The sequence below is a fragment of the Stenotrophomonas rhizophila genome (assembly GCF_003751305.1).
Taxonomy (GTDB): Bacteria; Pseudomonadota; Gammaproteobacteria; order Xanthomonadales; family Xanthomonadaceae; genus Stenotrophomonas; species Stenotrophomonas rhizophila_B.
This window is the reverse complement of sequence record NZ_RJKV01000002.1, coordinates 510034-524966: the sequence shown is the minus strand read 5'-3', so window position 1 is coordinate 524966 and position 14933 is coordinate 510034. Positions and strand designations below refer to the sequence as shown.

General features: G+C 66.4%; 15 protein-coding genes. 4 read left to right on the top strand and 11 right to left on the bottom strand.

All coding sequences use genetic code 11. The features are described from left to right. Positions 1 to 40: 40 nt before the first annotated feature. Positions 41 to 802: a bifunctional demethylmenaquinone methyltransferase/2-methoxy-6-polyprenyl-1,4-benzoquinol methylase UbiE gene (gene ubiE / locus EDF74_RS10925; protein ID WP_070471930.1), complete on the bottom strand. Its 762-nt coding sequence runs from the start codon at positions 800 to 802 to the stop codon at positions 41 to 43. Between the two features lie 78 nt (positions 803 to 880). Here ubiE and EDF74_RS10920 point away from each other — a divergent pair, with 78 nt between their 5' ends. From EDF74_RS10920 to EDF74_RS10910, 3 genes are all read left to right on the top strand, one after another. Beyond that, the gene (locus EDF74_RS10920; RefSeq protein ID WP_019186053.1) at positions 881 to 1333 is read left to right on the top strand and encodes a nucleoside deaminase; all 453 of its coding nucleotides are present in this window, start codon (positions 881 to 883) and stop codon (positions 1331 to 1333) included. A 254-nt stretch (positions 1334 to 1587) separates the two neighbouring features. After that, positions 1588 to 1866: a hypothetical protein gene (locus EDF74_RS10915; RefSeq protein ID WP_123730152.1), complete on the top strand. Its 279-nt coding sequence runs from the start codon at positions 1588 to 1590 to the stop codon at positions 1864 to 1866. A 62-nt stretch (positions 1867 to 1928) separates the two neighbouring features. After that, positions 1929 to 2261, top strand: coding sequence for a hypothetical protein (locus tag EDF74_RS10910; RefSeq protein ID WP_123730151.1), 333 nt, complete (start codon positions 1929 to 1931; stop codon positions 2259 to 2261). A gap of 172 nt (positions 2262 to 2433) precedes the next feature. Here EDF74_RS10910 and EDF74_RS10905 read toward each other — a convergent pair whose 3' ends face one another. From EDF74_RS10905 to smeD, 3 genes are read right to left on the bottom strand one after another with little or no spacing between them, the layout of a single operon-like run. Beyond that, positions 2434 to 3834, bottom strand: a complete 1401-nt coding sequence (locus tag EDF74_RS10905; RefSeq protein WP_184997208.1) for an efflux transporter outer membrane subunit — start codon at positions 3832 to 3834, stop codon at positions 2434 to 2436. Continuing rightward, positions 3827 to 6973 (bottom strand): multidrug efflux RND transporter permease subunit SmeE, encoded by a 3147-nt coding sequence (smeE, locus tag EDF74_RS10900; protein WP_123730149.1) that lies wholly within the window; start codon positions 6971 to 6973, stop codon positions 3827 to 3829. Before smeE ends, EDF74_RS10905 begins: the two co-directional genes overlap by 8 nt. 12 nt (positions 6974 to 6985) lie before the next feature. Next, a complete protein-coding gene (gene smeD, locus EDF74_RS10895; protein WP_123730148.1) occupies positions 6986 to 8164 on the bottom strand; it encodes a multidrug efflux RND transporter periplasmic adaptor subunit SmeD in 1179 nt (392 codons plus the stop codon). Between the two features lie 231 nt (positions 8165 to 8395). Here smeD and EDF74_RS10890 point away from each other — a divergent pair, with 231 nt between their 5' ends. Continuing rightward, the gene (locus EDF74_RS10890; RefSeq protein ID WP_123730147.1) at positions 8396 to 9064 is read left to right on the top strand and encodes a TetR family transcriptional regulator; all 669 of its coding nucleotides are present in this window, start codon (positions 8396 to 8398) and stop codon (positions 9062 to 9064) included. Between the two features lie 455 nt (positions 9065 to 9519). Here the strand turns inward: EDF74_RS10890 and hslU are convergent, their stop codons facing one another. The 7 genes from hslU to EDF74_RS10855 form a co-directional block, all read right to left on the bottom strand. After that, positions 9520 to 10893 (bottom strand): ATP-dependent protease ATPase subunit HslU, encoded by a 1374-nt coding sequence (gene hslU, locus EDF74_RS10885; protein ID WP_121039962.1) that lies wholly within the window; start codon positions 10891 to 10893, stop codon positions 9520 to 9522. A 116-nt stretch (positions 10894 to 11009) separates the two neighbouring features. After that, positions 11010 to 11561: an ATP-dependent protease subunit HslV gene (gene hslV, locus EDF74_RS10880; RefSeq protein ID WP_019183676.1), complete on the bottom strand. Its 552-nt coding sequence runs from the start codon at positions 11559 to 11561 to the stop codon at positions 11010 to 11012. A gap of 91 nt (positions 11562 to 11652) precedes the next feature. Further along, entirely contained in the window at positions 11653 to 12543 is an 891-nt protein-coding gene (xerC, locus tag EDF74_RS10875; protein ID WP_123730146.1) for a tyrosine recombinase XerC, read from the bottom strand. Between the two features lie 22 nt (positions 12544 to 12565). Then, entirely contained in the window at positions 12566 to 13243 is a 678-nt protein-coding gene (locus EDF74_RS10870; protein ID WP_123730145.1) for a DUF484 family protein, read from the bottom strand. Continuing rightward, entirely contained in the window at positions 13240 to 14094 is an 855-nt protein-coding gene (gene dapF / locus EDF74_RS10865; protein ID WP_123730144.1) for a diaminopimelate epimerase, read from the bottom strand. Before dapF ends, EDF74_RS10870 begins: the two co-directional genes overlap by 4 nt. Continuing rightward, positions 14087 to 14332 carry an LPS translocon maturation chaperone LptM gene (lptM, locus tag EDF74_RS10860; protein WP_123730143.1) on the bottom strand — a complete coding sequence of 82 codons (246 nt, stop codon included), beginning with the start codon at positions 14330 to 14332 and terminating at the stop codon, positions 14087 to 14089. The genes dapF and lptM overlap by 8 nt, the downstream gene beginning before the upstream one ends. 110 nt (positions 14333 to 14442) lie before the next feature. After that, the gene (locus EDF74_RS10855) at positions 14443 to 14874 is read right to left on the bottom strand and encodes a YbaN family protein (RefSeq protein ID WP_123730142.1); all 432 of its coding nucleotides are present in this window, start codon (positions 14872 to 14874) and stop codon (positions 14443 to 14445) included. Positions 14875 to 14933: the final 59 nt, after the last annotated feature.

The window sequence follows — 14933 nt, the reverse complement described above, 5'->3', positions numbered from 1 at the left end:
GGCCGCGGGCCCGCGTCCCCGCAGACCCCGGGCCGCTCACTCAGAGCTTATAGCCGGAGTGGATCGAGACGATGCCGCCGGTCAGGTTCTTGTAGTGGCAACGCTCGAAGCCGGCCTCGGCCATCATGGTCTTGAGCTGCTCCTGCGGCGGATGCTTGCGGATGCTCTCGGCCAGGTACTGGTAGCTGTCGCCATCACGTGCGAACAGCTGACCCAGCTTGGGCAGGATCTTGAACGAGTGGAAATCGTAGATCGGCTTGAACCAGTCGGCGGTGACTTCGGAGAACTCCAGCACGCGCGCCTGCCCACCCACCTTGAGCACGCGGTGCATCTCGCGCAGGCCGGCCTCCTTATCGGTGACGTTGCGCAGGCCGAAGGCGATCGTGACCAGATCGAAGCTCGCGTCCGGGAACGGCAGCGCCTCGGCGTTGCACTGCACGTAGTTCAGGCCCGCGACCAGGCCGCGGTTGGTCAGCCGGTCACGGCCGACCGAGAGCATGCCGGCGTTGATGTCGCCCAGCACCACTTCACCCTCGTCACCCACCCGCTCCTTGATCAGCGCGGCGATATCGCCGGTGCCGCCGGCCAGATCCAGCACGCGGTCGCCCGGCTTCACCTGCGCCGTGGCGACGTAGTAGCGCTTCCACGCCCGGTGGATGCCCAGGCTCATCAGATCGTTCATCAGGTCGTAGCTGCGCGCGACCGAGGTGAACACTTCGCCCACCAGCTTCTGCTTGTCCTTCGCAGCGACATCGCGGAAGCCGAAATGGGTGGTGCCAGTCTTGTAGGGGGATTCGCTCATGGGACGATTATCGCACCGCCGGCGCCGTTGCGGCAGGCTGCCTACTATCATGGAGGCCTTCACGTTCCTGGATTGCGCATGATCACCACCCCCGACTACGCCGCCCTGCTCGAAACCGCCATCGCCGAAGCCCGCCAGGGCCTGGCCGAGGGCGGCATCCCGATCGGCGCGGCGCTGTACCACAACGACGGCCGCCTGCTCGGCTGCGGCCACAATCGTCGCGTGCAGGAGGGCGATCCGTCGGTGCACGGCGAGACCGATGCCTTCCGCAAGGCCGGCCGCCAGCGCCGCTACCAGGACACCATCATGGTGACCACCCTGGCCCCGTGCTGGTACTGCAGCGGGCTGGTGCGCCAGTTCAACATCGGCACGGTGGTGGTGGGCGAGTCGGTCACCTTCCAGGGCGGCATCGAGTGGCTGCGCGAGAACGGCGTCAAGGTGATCGACATGCAGAGTCAGGCATGCATCGATCTGCTCGGCGGCTTCATCAGCGCCCATCCCGAGGTCTGGAACGAAGACATCGGCGAGTAACAGCCGACGATTCCGCGCGGATGCCCCCTCCGGGTGCCCGCGCAGTCGCCACACACCCTGCGCGTGCGCGGCAGCGTTCTGAATGCTTCAGTGAGTCATCCTGGCCTGAACACCCTGTGCCGTGGGTATCTGCACGACGTGCCGTCACGCGTCGTCGACCGGTGCCGGACGCCGCGAACACGCGGTACTAACAACCGCGCTGCATGAACGTCTTAAGGTGGTTGCACAGGGGGCACCATCGTCGAGGAGACGTCATGCATGCCCAAACCCGCCGCACCTCCTCCGTCGAACCTGCGTTGATTGATGCGTGGGAGAGACTGCAGGTGCACTACGCACGCCACCGCAACGCCGCGCCTTTCTGGGATGCCTACCAGGCCATCCAGGATGAGTTGACGCGGTCCCATCCCGACCATCGCGTTGTGGTCTGCAACCGGCTGGCAACGCTGGCCGAACGCCTCGGCGTTGTCCACCACGCGCAACTGCTGGGCGAAAGCCGTGGCGAACGTCGCCACACCGGCTCCACATCGCCATGACACCGCTTGCACCGCGCCCTACGCCATCATCCAGATTCCCTTCTTCCCATATTGAAGTGACCATGTCTTCCGCCCAGATCTCCATCCCTGCCGTCATCGATGTCGACGCCGAAGTGAGCCACTGGCGCCAGCGTCATGCCGACGGCAACCTCGGGACGGGCTCCTTCGGCCACTACGTGCCGTGGATCAAATTCGCCTGCGATTCACTGATCACGCAACCGCGCGCCAGTGATGAGGAGCGCGATGAAATGTTCCAGACCCATTACGCGCTGCAGATCATGCCGCGCCTGTCCGAAGACCAGGCACGCCAGTTCGTCGATCAATGCTGGGAACACGTCTACCTCGCCGGTCGCCAGGACCAGGCATCGCGCCCGCGGCTGCACGCACGCGCCTGACGCGCACCCGCTGGACAGCGCCTGCTCGGCGCCCTGTCCATGATGCAGGCACCCTAGCCCCCGCCGGTCGTGCCTGATGAAACCGCACAGCCTCACACATCGTGTCGCCAAGACGGCGACCCTTGCGCAATGACGGGCACAGGTGCGGCCGCGTGGCCGCACCTGTGATCCCTCACCCGCGCTCGTGCCAACCGCCGCCGAGCACCTTGTACAACGCCACCTGATTGGACTGCTGGGCCAGCTGCGTGCTGACCAGCGACTGCCGTGCGGTGTACGCCGTGCGTCGCGCATCCAGCAGGGTCAGGAAGCTGTCCAGGCCGGCGTCATAACGGGCCTGCGACAACCGCTGCGCCTGCTCCGCCGCCGCCACCAACGCCTGCTGCGACGACAGCTGCGCATCCAGGCTCTCGTTGAGGGCCAGCGCATCGGCCGCCTCACGGAAGCCGGACTGGATCGCCCTCTCATACTGCGCCAGCGCGATGTCGCGATCGGCGGTGGCCATGCCCAGATTGGCGCGCAGCTTGCCCCCCTGGAAGATCGGCAGATTGAGCTTGGGAATGAAACTCCACACGCGCGTGCCACTGTCAAACAGACCCGACAGCTCCGACGAAGCCGACCCGATGTTGCCGGTCAGGCTGATCGACGGGAAGAATGCCGCGCGCGCGGCGCCGATGTTGGCGTTGGCCGAGAGCAGCACGTGCTCGGCGGCCATCACGTCCGGCCGCCGCAGCAGTACATCGCCCGGTACGCCGGCCGGCAGCGGCCGAACGCTGGCGACGTCGGTCACCTCGGCCTGCGGCAGCAGCGCGGCATCGACCGGCCCACCGGCCAGCAGCACCAGTGCATTGCGGTCCTGCGCGACCTGCCCGGCAAAGCGCGCCACGTCGGTACGCGCGGTTTCCACCAGGGTGCGGGTCTGGCTCAGTTCCAGCGCGGAGGCGCCACCGAGCTGACGGCGGGCCTCGGTCAGGCGCAGCGAATCTTCATAGGTGGCCAGCGTCGCTTGGGCGATCCGCAGCTGCTCGCTGTCCGCGCCGAGGGTCAGCCACGCGTTGGCGACCTCGGCCACCAGCGACAGCTGCGCACTGCGGCGATTGGCCGCTTCGGCGAAGTACTGCTGCAGGGCCGCCTGGCTGAGATTGCGCACGCGGCCGAACAGATCCAGTTCGAACTCGACCACGCCGAGGTTGGCACTGAACTGCTCGGTCACCGGGGCATCGCCGCCACTGCGGGTCATCTGCCCCTGCACACCGATCGCCGGCACGCGGTCAGCGCGCTGGATCCGGTACTGCGCGCGGGCACGCTCGACATTGAGCACGGCCACGCGCAGGTCGCGGTTGTTCTCCAGCGACTGGGTGATCACCGCCTGCAGGCGCGGGTCGACGAAGAAATCGCGCCAGCCGATGTCGGCGACATCCGCCGGTGCAGCGCCCTGCGCGCCTGCGGTGGCCGCCACCGGCCACTGCGAGGGAATCGCCGGGGCGACTTCGGTGCTGCGCGGCTCCAGCGTCGAGCAGCCGGACAGCACCAGGCTCACCGCCAGCGCCAGGCTGGCCATCATGGGCTTACGCATCGGAACCTCCGGCGTTCTTGCCGTACTTCTTGCGATTGAACACGCGCTGCACCACCACGAAGAACAGCGGGATGAAGAACACACCCAGCACCGTGCCAACCAGCATGCCGCCGAGCACACCGGTACCGATGGCCTGCTGTGCGCCGGAACCGGCACCGGAGGCGATCGCCAGCGGCAGCACGCCCAGGCCGAAGGCCAGCGAGGTCATGATGATCGGGCGCAGACGGTCACGCACAGCGTGCATCGTCGCCTCGATCAGGCCGGCGCCCTTCTCCAGGTTTTCCTTGGCGAACTCCACGATCAGGATCGCGTTTTTACTGGTCAGACCCACCGTGGTCAGCATCGCCACCTGGAAGTAGATGTCGCGCTCCATGCCACGCATGGTGTTGGCCAGCACCGCACCGAGGATGCCCAGCGGCGCCACCAGCAGCACCGAGGTCGGCACGCTCCAGCTTTCATACAGCGCGGCCAGGCACAGGAACACGATCAGCAGCGACAGGGTGTACAGCAGCGGCGTCTGCGAGCCCGCCTGGCGTTCCTGGTAGGACAGCGCGGTCCACTCGATATCGAAACCGGCCGGCAACTGCTTGGCCAGTTTCTCCACTTCGTTCATCGCATCGCCCGAGGCCACGCCCTGCGCCGGCTCGCCCTGGATTTCCATCGCGGACACGCCGTTGTAGCGCTCCAGACGCGGCGAACCGTAGTCCCAGCGCTGGCTGGCGAAGGCCGAGAACGGCACCATCTCACCGGCCGTGTTCTTCACCGACCACAGGTTGAAGTCTTCCGGATTCATGCGGAACGGCGCATCGGACTGCACATACACGCGCTTGACCCGGCCACGGTCGATGAAGTCATCGATGTAGCTGCTGCCCCAGGCCGCGGCGAGCGTGGTGTTGACCGCCTCCAGCGACAGGCCGAGCGCACTGGCCTTGCCGACGTCGATATCGATGCGCAGCTGCGGGGTGTCTTCCTGGCCGTTGGGACGCACGTTGGCCAGCAGCTTGCTCTGCCCGGCCATGCCGAGCAGCTGGTTGCGTGCATCCAGCAGCGCCTGGTGACCGGCACCACTGGTGTCTTTCAGGAAGAACGTGTACCCCGAGCCGATGCCCAGCTCCGGCATCGCCGGCGGCGGGAAGGCAAAGATGAAGGCATCCTTGATTCCGCCCAGCGCCGCCATCGCGCGACCGGTGACCGGCATTGCGCCCTGATCGGCATCGCGGTCCTTCCAGTCCTTGAGCTTGACGAAGGCCATGCCCGCGTTCTGGCCCATGCCGGCGAAGCTGAAGCCCTGCACCGAGAAGATCGACTCGATCGCGTCGGCCTCGTTCTCCATGAAGTGCTTTTCAAGCTTGTCGATCGATTCCAGGGTGCGTTCCTGGGTGGCACCGACCGGGGTCTGCACCAGCGCCATCAGGATGCCCTGGTCTTCATTGGGCAGGAACGAGCTGGGCAGGCGCATGAACAGCAGGCCCATCACCAGCGCCAGCGCGGCGAACACGCCCATGAAACGCCACGGACGGCCGAGAATGCCGCGCACGCCACGCTGATAGCCATTGCTGGAACGGTCGAAACCGCGGTTGAACGCGTTGAAGAAACGCCCCGACCAGCCCTTGTGGGCCACGTGGTGCTCGCCCTTCTTGAGCGGCTTGAGCATCGTGGCGCACAGCGCCGGGGTCAGTACGATCGCGACCAGCACCGACAGCGCCATCGCCGAGACGATCGTGGCCGAGAACTGGCGGTAGATGACGCCGGTGGCGCCGCTCATGAAGGCCATCGGCACGAACACCGCCGACAGCACCAGGCCGATGCCGACCAGTGCGCCGGTGATCTGGGTCATCGATTTGCGTGTCGCTTCCAGCGGTGACAGGCCCTCTTCGGACATGATCCGCTCGACGTTCTCCACCACCACGATCGCGTCATCGACCAGCAGGCCGATCGCCAGCACCATCGCGAACATGGTCAACATGTTCACCGAGAAGCCCAGCGCGGCCAGGATGCCGAACGTGCCCAGCAGCACCACCGGCACCGCGATCGTGGGGATCAGGGTCGCGCGGAAGTTCTGCAGGAACAGGTACATCACCAGGAACACCAGCACGATGGCTTCGATCAGGGTCTTGATGACGCCCTTGATCGAGACCTGCACGAACGGCGTGGTGTCATACGGCACCACGGCCTTCAGGCCGGCCGGGAAGTTCGGCTCCATCTCATCCAGCGCCGCACGCACGCCGTTGGCGGTGTCCAGCGCATTGGCGCCGGTCGCCAGTGTGATCGCGATACCCGACGACGGCTTGCCGTTGTAACGGGTCACGAAGTCGTACGACTCAGCACCCAACTCGACGCGGGCAACATCTGAGAGGCGCAGTTCGGCACCGTCCTGCGCGCTGCGCACGATGATGTTGCGGAACTGCTCCGGCGTCTGCAGGCGGTCCTGCGCGTTGATGGTCGCGTTGAGCTGCTGGCCTTTGATCGACGGCGCGCCGCCGAGCTGACCGATGGCGACCTGCGCGTTCTGCGCGGTGATCGCGGCGATCACTTCGGCAGTGGACAGCTTGTAGGTGTGCAGCTTGTTGGGGTCCAGCCAGATGCGCATGGCGTACTTGCCACCGAACACCTGGATGTTGCCCACGCCTGGCACGCGGCTCAGCGGATCGACGATGTTGGAGCCGACGTAATCGGAGATGTCGTTGGCATCCATGCTGCCGTCTTCAGAGACGAAGCCGAGCACCTGCAGGAAGCCGCTGCTCGACTTCGCGACGTTGATGCCCTGGCGCTGCACTTCCTGCGGCAGCAGCGGCATGGCCAGCTGCAGCTTGTTCTGCACCTGCACCTGCGCGATATCCGGGTTGGTCCCGCTCTCGAAGGTGAGGGTGATGGTCGCCTGGCCGTTGGCCGAGCTGTTGGACGAGAAGTAGATCAGGCCATCCAGGCCTTTCATGTTCTGCTCGATGATCTGCGTCACCGAGTCCTCGACCACCTTGGCCGATGCACCCGGGTAGCTGGCGCTGATCTCGACGGCCGGCGGTGCCACTTCCGGGTACATCGACACCGGCAGCTTGAGCACCGCCAGGCCGCCGGCGAGCATGATGATGATCGCAATCACCCACGCGAAGATGGGGCGATCAATGAAGAAACGTGCCATGGAATTCTCCGGTTACTGCTGGGCGGCGGGAGCCGCCGGCGCGGCGGCCGGCTTGGCCGGGGCCGCGCCCATTTCGGTGGCCTGCACGGGCATGCCCGGCTGGATCTTCTGCAGGCCTTCGACGATGACCTTGTCACCCGCCTTCAGCCCGTCTTCGACCAGCCACTTGTCGCCGAGCGAACGGCTGACCTTGACCTGCCGCACTTCGACCTTGTCGTCCTTGCCGACCACCATGGCGCTGGTATCGCCCTTGGGATCGCGGGCGATGCCCTGCATCGGCACCAGGATCGCGTTGTCGCGCACACCGCTGCCGACCTGGGCGCGCACGTACATGCCCGGCATCAGCACCTGGTCCGGGTTCTCGACCTTGACCCGCAGCGCGTAGCTGCCGGTGGTCGGATCCACGCTGACTTCGGAGAATTCCAGGGTGCCCTTGTGATCGAACTCGGTGCCGTCATCGAGCAGGATCGTCACCGGCAGGGTCTGGTTGTCCTGCAGGCGGCCGCTGGCCAGTTCGCGGCGCAGCTGCAGCAGCTCACTGGCGGACTGGGTCAGGTCGACATAGATCGGATTCAACTGCTGCACGGTGGCCAGCGCTTCGGCCTGGCCGGCGCTGACCAGCGCGCCCTGGGTCACCGAGGACTTGCCGATGCGGCCGCTGATCGGCGCGGTGATGCGTGCATAACCCAGCGTCACATTGGCGGCGTCCAGCGAGGCACGCGCGGCGCCGACATCGGCTTCGGCCTGCTTCAGCGCAGCGATCGCGTTTTCGTTGTCCTGGGTGCTGACCGCCTCGACCTTGGCCAGCTCGCCGATGCGCTTGGCGCTCAGGCGGGCGGCATTGGCGGTGGCTTCGGCGCGGGCCAGCTGGGCACGGGCGCTGTTGGCCTGGGCGCGATAGCTGGCGTCATCAAGCTGATACAGCGGCTGCCCGGCCGTGACCAGGCCGCCTTCGGTGAACAGCCGCTTGGCCACGATGCCGTTGACCTGCGGGCGCACTTCGGCGACCAGGAAGGCATTGGTGCGGCCCGGCAGCTCGCGGGTCAGCCCGACCTGCTCGGCCTTGAGGGTGGCCACGGTCACTTGGCCGGGTCCGCCCTGCGGACCCTCCTGCTCACCGCCGCCACAGGCGGACACGGTCAGGGCGATCGCGAGGGACAGCGCGAGAAGACGGTACGGGGTTCTGGACATGGCGGTAGGGGCTCGCAGACGGAAAAGGGCGCGCCTGCAGCCCAACTTCCGATAAAAGCGAAGAATGACGACAAACAGGCAGCAAATGACGACAAATATCCGAAACGAGACCCGCCGGCTTTCACAGGCAGTCCTCGCTGAGGATCAGTGGGGCGCAAATATACATACATGCATGTTTGTTTGTAAAGCGGTACAATTCAGGCCGGTTTCATCCAGCAACTGCACAGCGCAATGGCCAGAAAAACCAAAGAAGAGGCGCAGGCCACCCGCGAGGGCATCCTCGACGCGGCTCAGCTCTGTTTCCATGAATACGGGGTCGCCGGCACCAGCCTGGCGATGATCGGCGCGCGCGCCGGATTCACCCGCGGCGCGGTGTACTGGCACTTCAAGAACAAGACCGAAGTGCTGACCGCGATGATCGATCGCGAGCGCGTGCCGTTCATCGAGCGGCTGCGACGCACCACCTCGGCCAAGCGCACCACACCGATCCTGGACCTGCGCTCGGCACTGCTGGTGTCATTCCAGGAGTTGTCCGAGGACGAGCGTCTGCGCAACATGATGGAGATCATGCTGCGTAACGACCTGTCTGTGGAAAGCCAGGCAATGCAGGCGCTGCAGCTGGAGGCATCGCGCGAAGAGCTGGGCATCTTCGCGGCCGCGTTCCAGCGCGCGCGGGAGTTGGGGCAGCTGCGCGAGGGGGTGGACGTGGACACGGTGGCGCGCATCGTGAGCACCAGCCTGACCGGAGTGCTGTATAGCGCGATGCTGGAACCGGAGCTGTTCGAGATCCAGCGCGATGGCGCGCAGACGCTGGATGCGATCCTCAGCGCATTCGTGCAGCCGGGTGTATTCACCCCGGGCGCCCCGCCAACCGCCCTGCCAACCGACGACGACGCCTGAGGTAGAAAACGGCGACACCGTCGCGGCATGCGCCAGGCGCGCCTGAATCTTTGCGGGCAAGCTCGGTGAGCTGGTCGGGCGCTGGGCCACGACGCCCTTGTCGGCGAATGTCCCCCGGCGTCGGCCTTCGGCCGCCGCCTCCTCCTTTATTTCGCCCACAAGGGCGTCGCGACCCACGTGTCCAGCGCTCTGGCGTCCACCGGAAGGTCTGCTTTGTCGCACGCGGACAGCACGCTTAGCCCCGTAGCGGCCGGCAGGTCCCTGGGCAAAATCAAGGAGGAGGCCGTCGCCTGACGGCGGCGGCCGGGGGACATTTGCCGAGGGGCCTGCCAGTCGCTGCGGGGCCCTCACGCTCGCGGCAGTCCCAAACGGAGACAGCCTTTGACAGAAGAAGCAAAAAAAACGGCGACACCGAAGTGCCGCCGCTCTTCCTACCACCCGATCGTTGCGTGCCGTTACAGGATGTAGCGGCTCAAGTCCGGATCCTGCACCAGCTCACCCAGGTGCGCGTCGACGTAGGCCTGATCGATGCTGATGGTCTCACCATCGCGGTCCGGGGCTTCATAGCTCAGCGTATCCAGCAGGCGCTCCAGCACCGTGTGCAGGCGGCGCGCGCCGATGTTTTCCTGACGCTCGTTCACCTGGAAGGCGATCTCGGCCAGGCGGTCCACCGCATCGACGGTGAACTTCATCGAGACACCTTCGGTCTGCAGCAGCGCTTCGTACTGTTTGGTCAGCGCGGCCTTCGGCTCGGTCAGGATGCGCACGAAGTCCTGCTTGCTCAGCGCGCCCAGTTCCACGCGGATCGGGAAACGCCCCTGCAGCTCCGGGATCAGATCGCTGGGCTTGGCCAGGTGGAACGCACCGGAGGCGATGAACAGGATGTGGTCGGTCTTGATCGTGCCGTACTTGGTGGACACGTTGGAGCCTTCCACCAGCGGCAGCAGATCGCGCTGAACGCCCTCGCGCGACACATCGCCGCCACCGACGTTGTCACCGCGCTTGGCGACCTTGTCGATCTCATCGATGAACACGATGCCATGCTGCTCGCAGGCCTCGATCGCCGCGCTGCGGATATCGTCTTCGTTGACCAGCTTGCCGGCCTCTTCCTCGATCAACAGCGGACGCGCGGCCTTGATCGACAGCGTGCGCTTCTGTGCCTTCGCACCGCCCATGCTGGAGAACATCTGGCGCAGCTGCTGCCCCATTTCCTCCATGCCCGGCGGGGTCATGATGTCCATGCTGACGTTGGCCGACACTTCCAATTCGATCTCGCGCTCGTCCAGCTCACCGTTGCGCAGCATGCGGCGGAACTTGATGCGGGTCTCGTTGTCCTGCGCGGACGGCTCGTTGCGCGCGGCCTCGGCATCAAAGCCGATACCGGTGCTGCGGCGCGGCAGCAATGCATCCAGGATGCGGTCTTCGGCGCGCTCTTCGGCCTGGGTGCGCACGCGGACCTTGGCCTGCTCGCGATACAGCTTGACCGCGGTGTCGGCCAGGTCGCGGATGATCTGCTCCACGTCCTTGCCGACATAGCCGACCTCGGTGAAACGGGTGGCTTCCACCTTGACGAACGGCGCATTGGCCAGCGTGGCCAGGCGACGCGCGATCTCGGTCTTGCCGACGCCGGTCGGGCCGATCATCAGGATGTTCTTGGGCATGACTTCGTTGCGCAGCTCGGCCGGCAGCTGCATGCGGCGCCAGCGGTTGCGCAGCGCGATGGCGACCGCGCGCTTGGCGTCGTGCTGGCCGACGATGTGCCGGTCCAGTTCCTGCACGATCTCGCGCGGGGTCATGGTGGCGGACGAAACTTCAATCTTGTGCGGCATGGGTGTGCTCACGAGGATATGGGGTGGAATGTCGTATCACCGGCCTGCCTGGCAGCGACGTAACGCTGATGTGGAGCCACGCATGGCGTGGCGCTACCGAGCGTTGACCCTTCGGGTCAAAGCTCCTCGACCACCACGTTGCGATTGGTGTAGATGCAGATGTCGCCGGCGATGTTGATCGACTCGGTGGCAATCGTGCGGGCGTCCAGTTCGGTATGCGCCATCAGCGCGCGGGCGGCCGACAGGGCGTAGGAGCCACCGGAACCGATCGCGATGATCCCGTCTTCCGGTTCGATCACATCACCGGTGCCGCTGATGATCAGCGAGGTGTCCTTGTCGGCGACGGCGAGCAGCGCTTCGAGCTTGCCCAGGCGGCGCTCGGTGCGCCAATCCTTGGCCAGTTCCACTGCAGCACGCTGCAGCTGGCCGTGCTTTTCCAGCTTGGCCTCGAACAGCTCGAACAGGGTGAAGGCATCGGCGGCAGCGCCGGCGAAACCGGCCAGCACCTGGCCCTCGCGACCCAGACGGCGCACCTTGCGGGCGTTGCCCTTCATCACCGTGTGGCCGAGCGTGACCTGGCCATCGCCGGCGACGGCGACATGCCCGTTGCGCCGCACCGAGATGATGGTGGTGGCATGAAATACGTTGGGGTTCTGACTGGGGTCCATGGAGCCTCCGGGGTGACAAAGACTGAGGTGGGGTCTCTGCCCGACGCTTCAACCCGCCCTGCCCTGCGCCCGGATGCCGCAGCGGATCGATTCAGCTTTCGTTGCCGCTCTTGCGGCGCTTGGCACGCGGGTGCGCGGCATCGTAGACCTTGGCCAGATGCTGGAAATCCAGGTGGGTATAGATCTGCGTGGTGGCGATATCGGCATGGCCGAGCAGCTCCTGCACACCGCGCAGGTCACCGGAGGACTCCAGGATGTGGCTGGCGAAGCTGTGCCGCAGCATGTGCGGGTGCACGTGTTTGAACAGGCCCTGGCGCTGGGCCAGCTGGCGGATGCGGATCTGCACGGCGCGCTGGGTGATGGGCCCGCCCTTGCGCCCGGGAAATACCGGTGCGGTTGCCGCGCCGCCGCTGTCGGCCCGCCAGCCCTGCAGTGCGGTGCGCGCATGCGAACCGAACGGCACGCGGCGCTCGCGGTTGCCCTTGCCCAGTACGTTGACCAGCCCGGTATCGAAATCCAGGTCGCGCCAGATCAGCGCGCACAGTTCGCTCAGGCGCAGCCCGGAGGAATAGAACAGCTCCAGCAGCGCGCGATCGCGAAGGCCGAGCGGCGCATCGGTGGGCAGTTCGACCAGCTGCACGGCTTCGTCGGCATCGAGCACCTGCGGCAGTTTGCGCGGCGCCTTGGGCGCTTTCAGGCCCGTGGCCGGATTGGCGGCGATGCGGTGGTGTTTGAGCAGCCACGCGTAGAAACTGCGGCACGCCGAAAGCCGGCGCTGCAGCGAGGTGGGCGACAGCCCACGGCGGTGTTCGGCAGCGATGAACTGGCGCAGCTGCGCACTGTCCAGCGTATCGATCACCGCCCCCTGACCGTCCGTCCACGCCGCGAGTGCATCGAGATCGCGACGGTAGGCATCCAGCGTGTGCGCCGACATGCGGCGCTCCACTTGAAGGTGCGACAGGAAGTCCTGCGCGGTACTCACGGCGACTCCGCTCGAAGGAACGTTATGGCGAGGAGAAGCGCTGCAGCGCGACGACCAGCGATTCGCCCATCATGCGCAGGAACAGCGTGCCCATGCCCGGGTAGAACCGATTGCCATCATGGCTGCCGACCGCGATCAGGCCAACACCTGGCAGCGGCAGCAGCGCGCTGGACTGCACTTCCTCGGCGCGCCCGGCGTACAGCACGGTGTTCTTCTCCACCTGCAGGCGGCCACAGATCGGCTCGCCATCCTTGAGGCAATCGCGGAACACACCGAGCAGCGGGCTGCTTTCTTCGATCACCTGCAGCCACGGCGCCTGTTCCAGCCCGGCGACGGGATGCAGCACGATCAAGCGGACCAGATCCCCGGCGAAATCTTCTTCCAGCGAGGCGGCCATGGCCCGCAGGGTGTCTGCCGCCGAGTCCTGTTTCATCAGCGCCAGGGTCAGCTGGTGCGTGCGGACCGCCAAGCGCTCGTTGATCTGTGCATTGGCGGCCAGATCGGCCAGCCGTCGCGACAGCTCACGGTTCTTGTCGCGCAGCACGTCCAGCTGGTAGCTCGCCAGTGACGCGGTGGGGCCGTCATCGCGCGGCACCACCAGGGTCAATGCCAGGTCCGGGAACTGCTTCAGGAAGGTCGGATGCCGACGCAGCCAGGCGGCTACTTCATGCGACCCGATTTTCTCGGCGGTCTCGCTCATGCGTTCCACTCTCCATCAAAGACGAAGGCTGCGGGGCCAGACATCACGATCTGTGCATCGTCGGCCGGCCAGCGGATGCGCAGATCGCCGCCGGGCAGCGACATCGTGGCATCGCGCTGCAGGCGACCGCGCTGCATCATCACCACGGCTGCGGCGCAGGCACCACTGCCGCAGGCCAGCGTTTCTCCGGCGCCACGCTCATAAACGCGCAGGCGCGCGTGCTGCGTGCTGAGCACCTGCACGAAACCTACGTTGACCGATTTCGGGAACGAGGCGTGCTGCTGCAGCAGCGGGCCCAAACGCTCGACCGGGGCGGCGTCGACCAGGCCCACTTCGATCACGGCATGCGGGTTGCCCATCGAGACCGCGCCGAAGCGCACCGTGTCGCCCTGCAGCGGCAGCAGGTATTCCTCGCGGGCGCGGGCGAAGCCGATCAGCGGCACGTTCTCCGGCTCGAAACGCGGCACACCCATGGCCACCGCGTACTGGTCTTCGCCCAGCCGTTCGACTGCATGGGTGGTGACCGGGCTGTCGATAGCGAAGGTGCTGCCGGCAGCCGCGCCATCACGCACCAGCCAGGCCGCGACGCAGCGCGCGCCGTTGCCGCATTGCTCGGACATGCTGCCATCGGCATTCCAGATCCGGTACGAGGCGACCGAGCCTTCTGCCTTGGGCGGCTCGATGGTCAGTATCTGGTCGCAGCCCACGCCGGTGTGGCGATCGGCCAGACGCGCGGCCAGCGCAGCATCCGGCGGCGCGCTCCCATCTCGCAGGTCCAACACCACGAAATCATTGCCGGCGCCATGCATCTTGGTGAAGCGCAGCGCCGCGGAGGTGTTCGGCTTACTCATTCCCGTCATCGGCCTTCAGCGCCGGGGCTTCCACGGGATCAGGAACCACCGGGGAATCGGTATCGGCATCGGCAGCCGGCGGCGTGGCGTCGTCGGCGGCCGGTTCAACCAGCTGTTCTTCGACCGGGACCGGCTTCTGCGGCAGGACCAGCGGGCCCTTGTTGCCACAGGCCGACAGCACCAGCAGCGCCGAGGCGGCCAGCGTCAGGGAGATGAGGGTACGGGGGGATGTCTTCATCCTCCGAGTATAGCCGCGGTGTTTGAGCGCTTGGGTGCTGGCAGGATGAACGGGCAGCGCAGCAATCACGCCCTTGGAGGCACCCTGGTAGTGCCGCCCGCTGGCCGGCACTACCGGAGCCCATCCTGCGGCGGCAGCGGCCGGGACCACAGCCACAGCGCCACGCAGGTCATGCTGCCGATGGAGAGCCACTTCACCCAGGCGATCGGCACGCACCACAGCATGATGCCCGCGCACACCGCCATGGTCAGGGTCGCCATCCATTTGCCGCGACGGCTGACCGCGCCGTGCGCCTGCCAGTTGCGGATCGCCGGGCCGAACTGCGGGTGCGCCAGCAGACGGTTGTGCAGGCGCTCGGAGCCGCGCGAGGCGGCCCAGGCCGAGATCAGGATGAACACGGTGGTGGGCAGGCCCGGCACGAAGATGCCGACGATGCCGGTGCCCAGGCTGACATAGGCCAGCAGCCACCACGCCCAGCGGAAACGCACCCGTCGCCGCTCAGCCGGCGCTTCGGAAACCACGGGGCGTTCGGGCCGGGACATGGTGCCAGCATAGCGACCCGGACCGGCCGCCGCGATGGCGGCCTCACTGCATTGGCCGA

What these genes read in the sequence shown, in the direction of transcription:
- ubiE (WP_070471930.1), bottom strand. Translation starts at nt 802, where the DNA reads ATGAGCGAATCCCCCTACAAGACTGGCACCACCCATTTCGGCTTCCGC.
- EDF74_RS10920 (WP_019186053.1), top strand. Translation starts at nt 881, where the DNA reads ATGATCACCACCCCCGACTACGCCGCCCTGCTCGAAACCGCCATCGCC.
- EDF74_RS10915 (WP_123730152.1), top strand. Translation starts at nt 1,588, where the DNA reads ATGCATGCCCAAACCCGCCGCACCTCCTCCGTCGAACCTGCGTTGATT.
- EDF74_RS10910 (WP_123730151.1), top strand. Translation starts at nt 1,929, where the DNA reads ATGTCTTCCGCCCAGATCTCCATCCCTGCCGTCATCGATGTCGACGCC.
- EDF74_RS10905 (WP_184997208.1), bottom strand. Translation starts at nt 3,834, where the DNA reads ATGCGTAAGCCCATGATGGCCAGCCTGGCGCTGGCGGTGAGCCTGGTG.
- smeE (WP_123730149.1), bottom strand. Translation starts at nt 6,973, where the DNA reads ATGGCACGTTTCTTCATTGATCGCCCCATCTTCGCGTGGGTGATTGCG.
- smeD (WP_123730148.1), bottom strand. Translation starts at nt 8,164, where the DNA reads ATGTCCAGAACCCCGTACCGTCTTCTCGCGCTGTCCCTCGCGATCGCC.
- EDF74_RS10890 (WP_123730147.1), top strand. Translation starts at nt 8,396, where the DNA reads ATGGCCAGAAAAACCAAAGAAGAGGCGCAGGCCACCCGCGAGGGCATC.
- hslU (WP_121039962.1), bottom strand. Translation starts at nt 10,893, where the DNA reads ATGCCGCACAAGATTGAAGTTTCGTCCGCCACCATGACCCCGCGCGAG.
- hslV (WP_019183676.1), bottom strand. Translation starts at nt 11,561, where the DNA reads ATGGACCCCAGTCAGAACCCCAACGTATTTCATGCCACCACCATCATC.
- EDF74_RS10870 (WP_123730145.1), bottom strand. Translation starts at nt 13,243, where the DNA reads ATGAGCGAGACCGCCGAGAAAATCGGGTCGCATGAAGTAGCCGCCTGG.
- dapF (WP_123730144.1), bottom strand. Translation starts at nt 14,094, where the DNA reads ATGAGTAAGCCGAACACCTCCGCGGCGCTGCGCTTCACCAAGATGCAT.
- lptM (WP_123730143.1), bottom strand. Translation starts at nt 14,332, where the DNA reads ATGAAGACATCCCCCCGTACCCTCATCTCCCTGACGCTGGCCGCCTCG.
- EDF74_RS10855 (WP_123730142.1), bottom strand. Translation starts at nt 14,874, where the DNA reads ATGTCCCGGCCCGAACGCCCCGTGGTTTCCGAAGCGCCGGCTGAGCGG.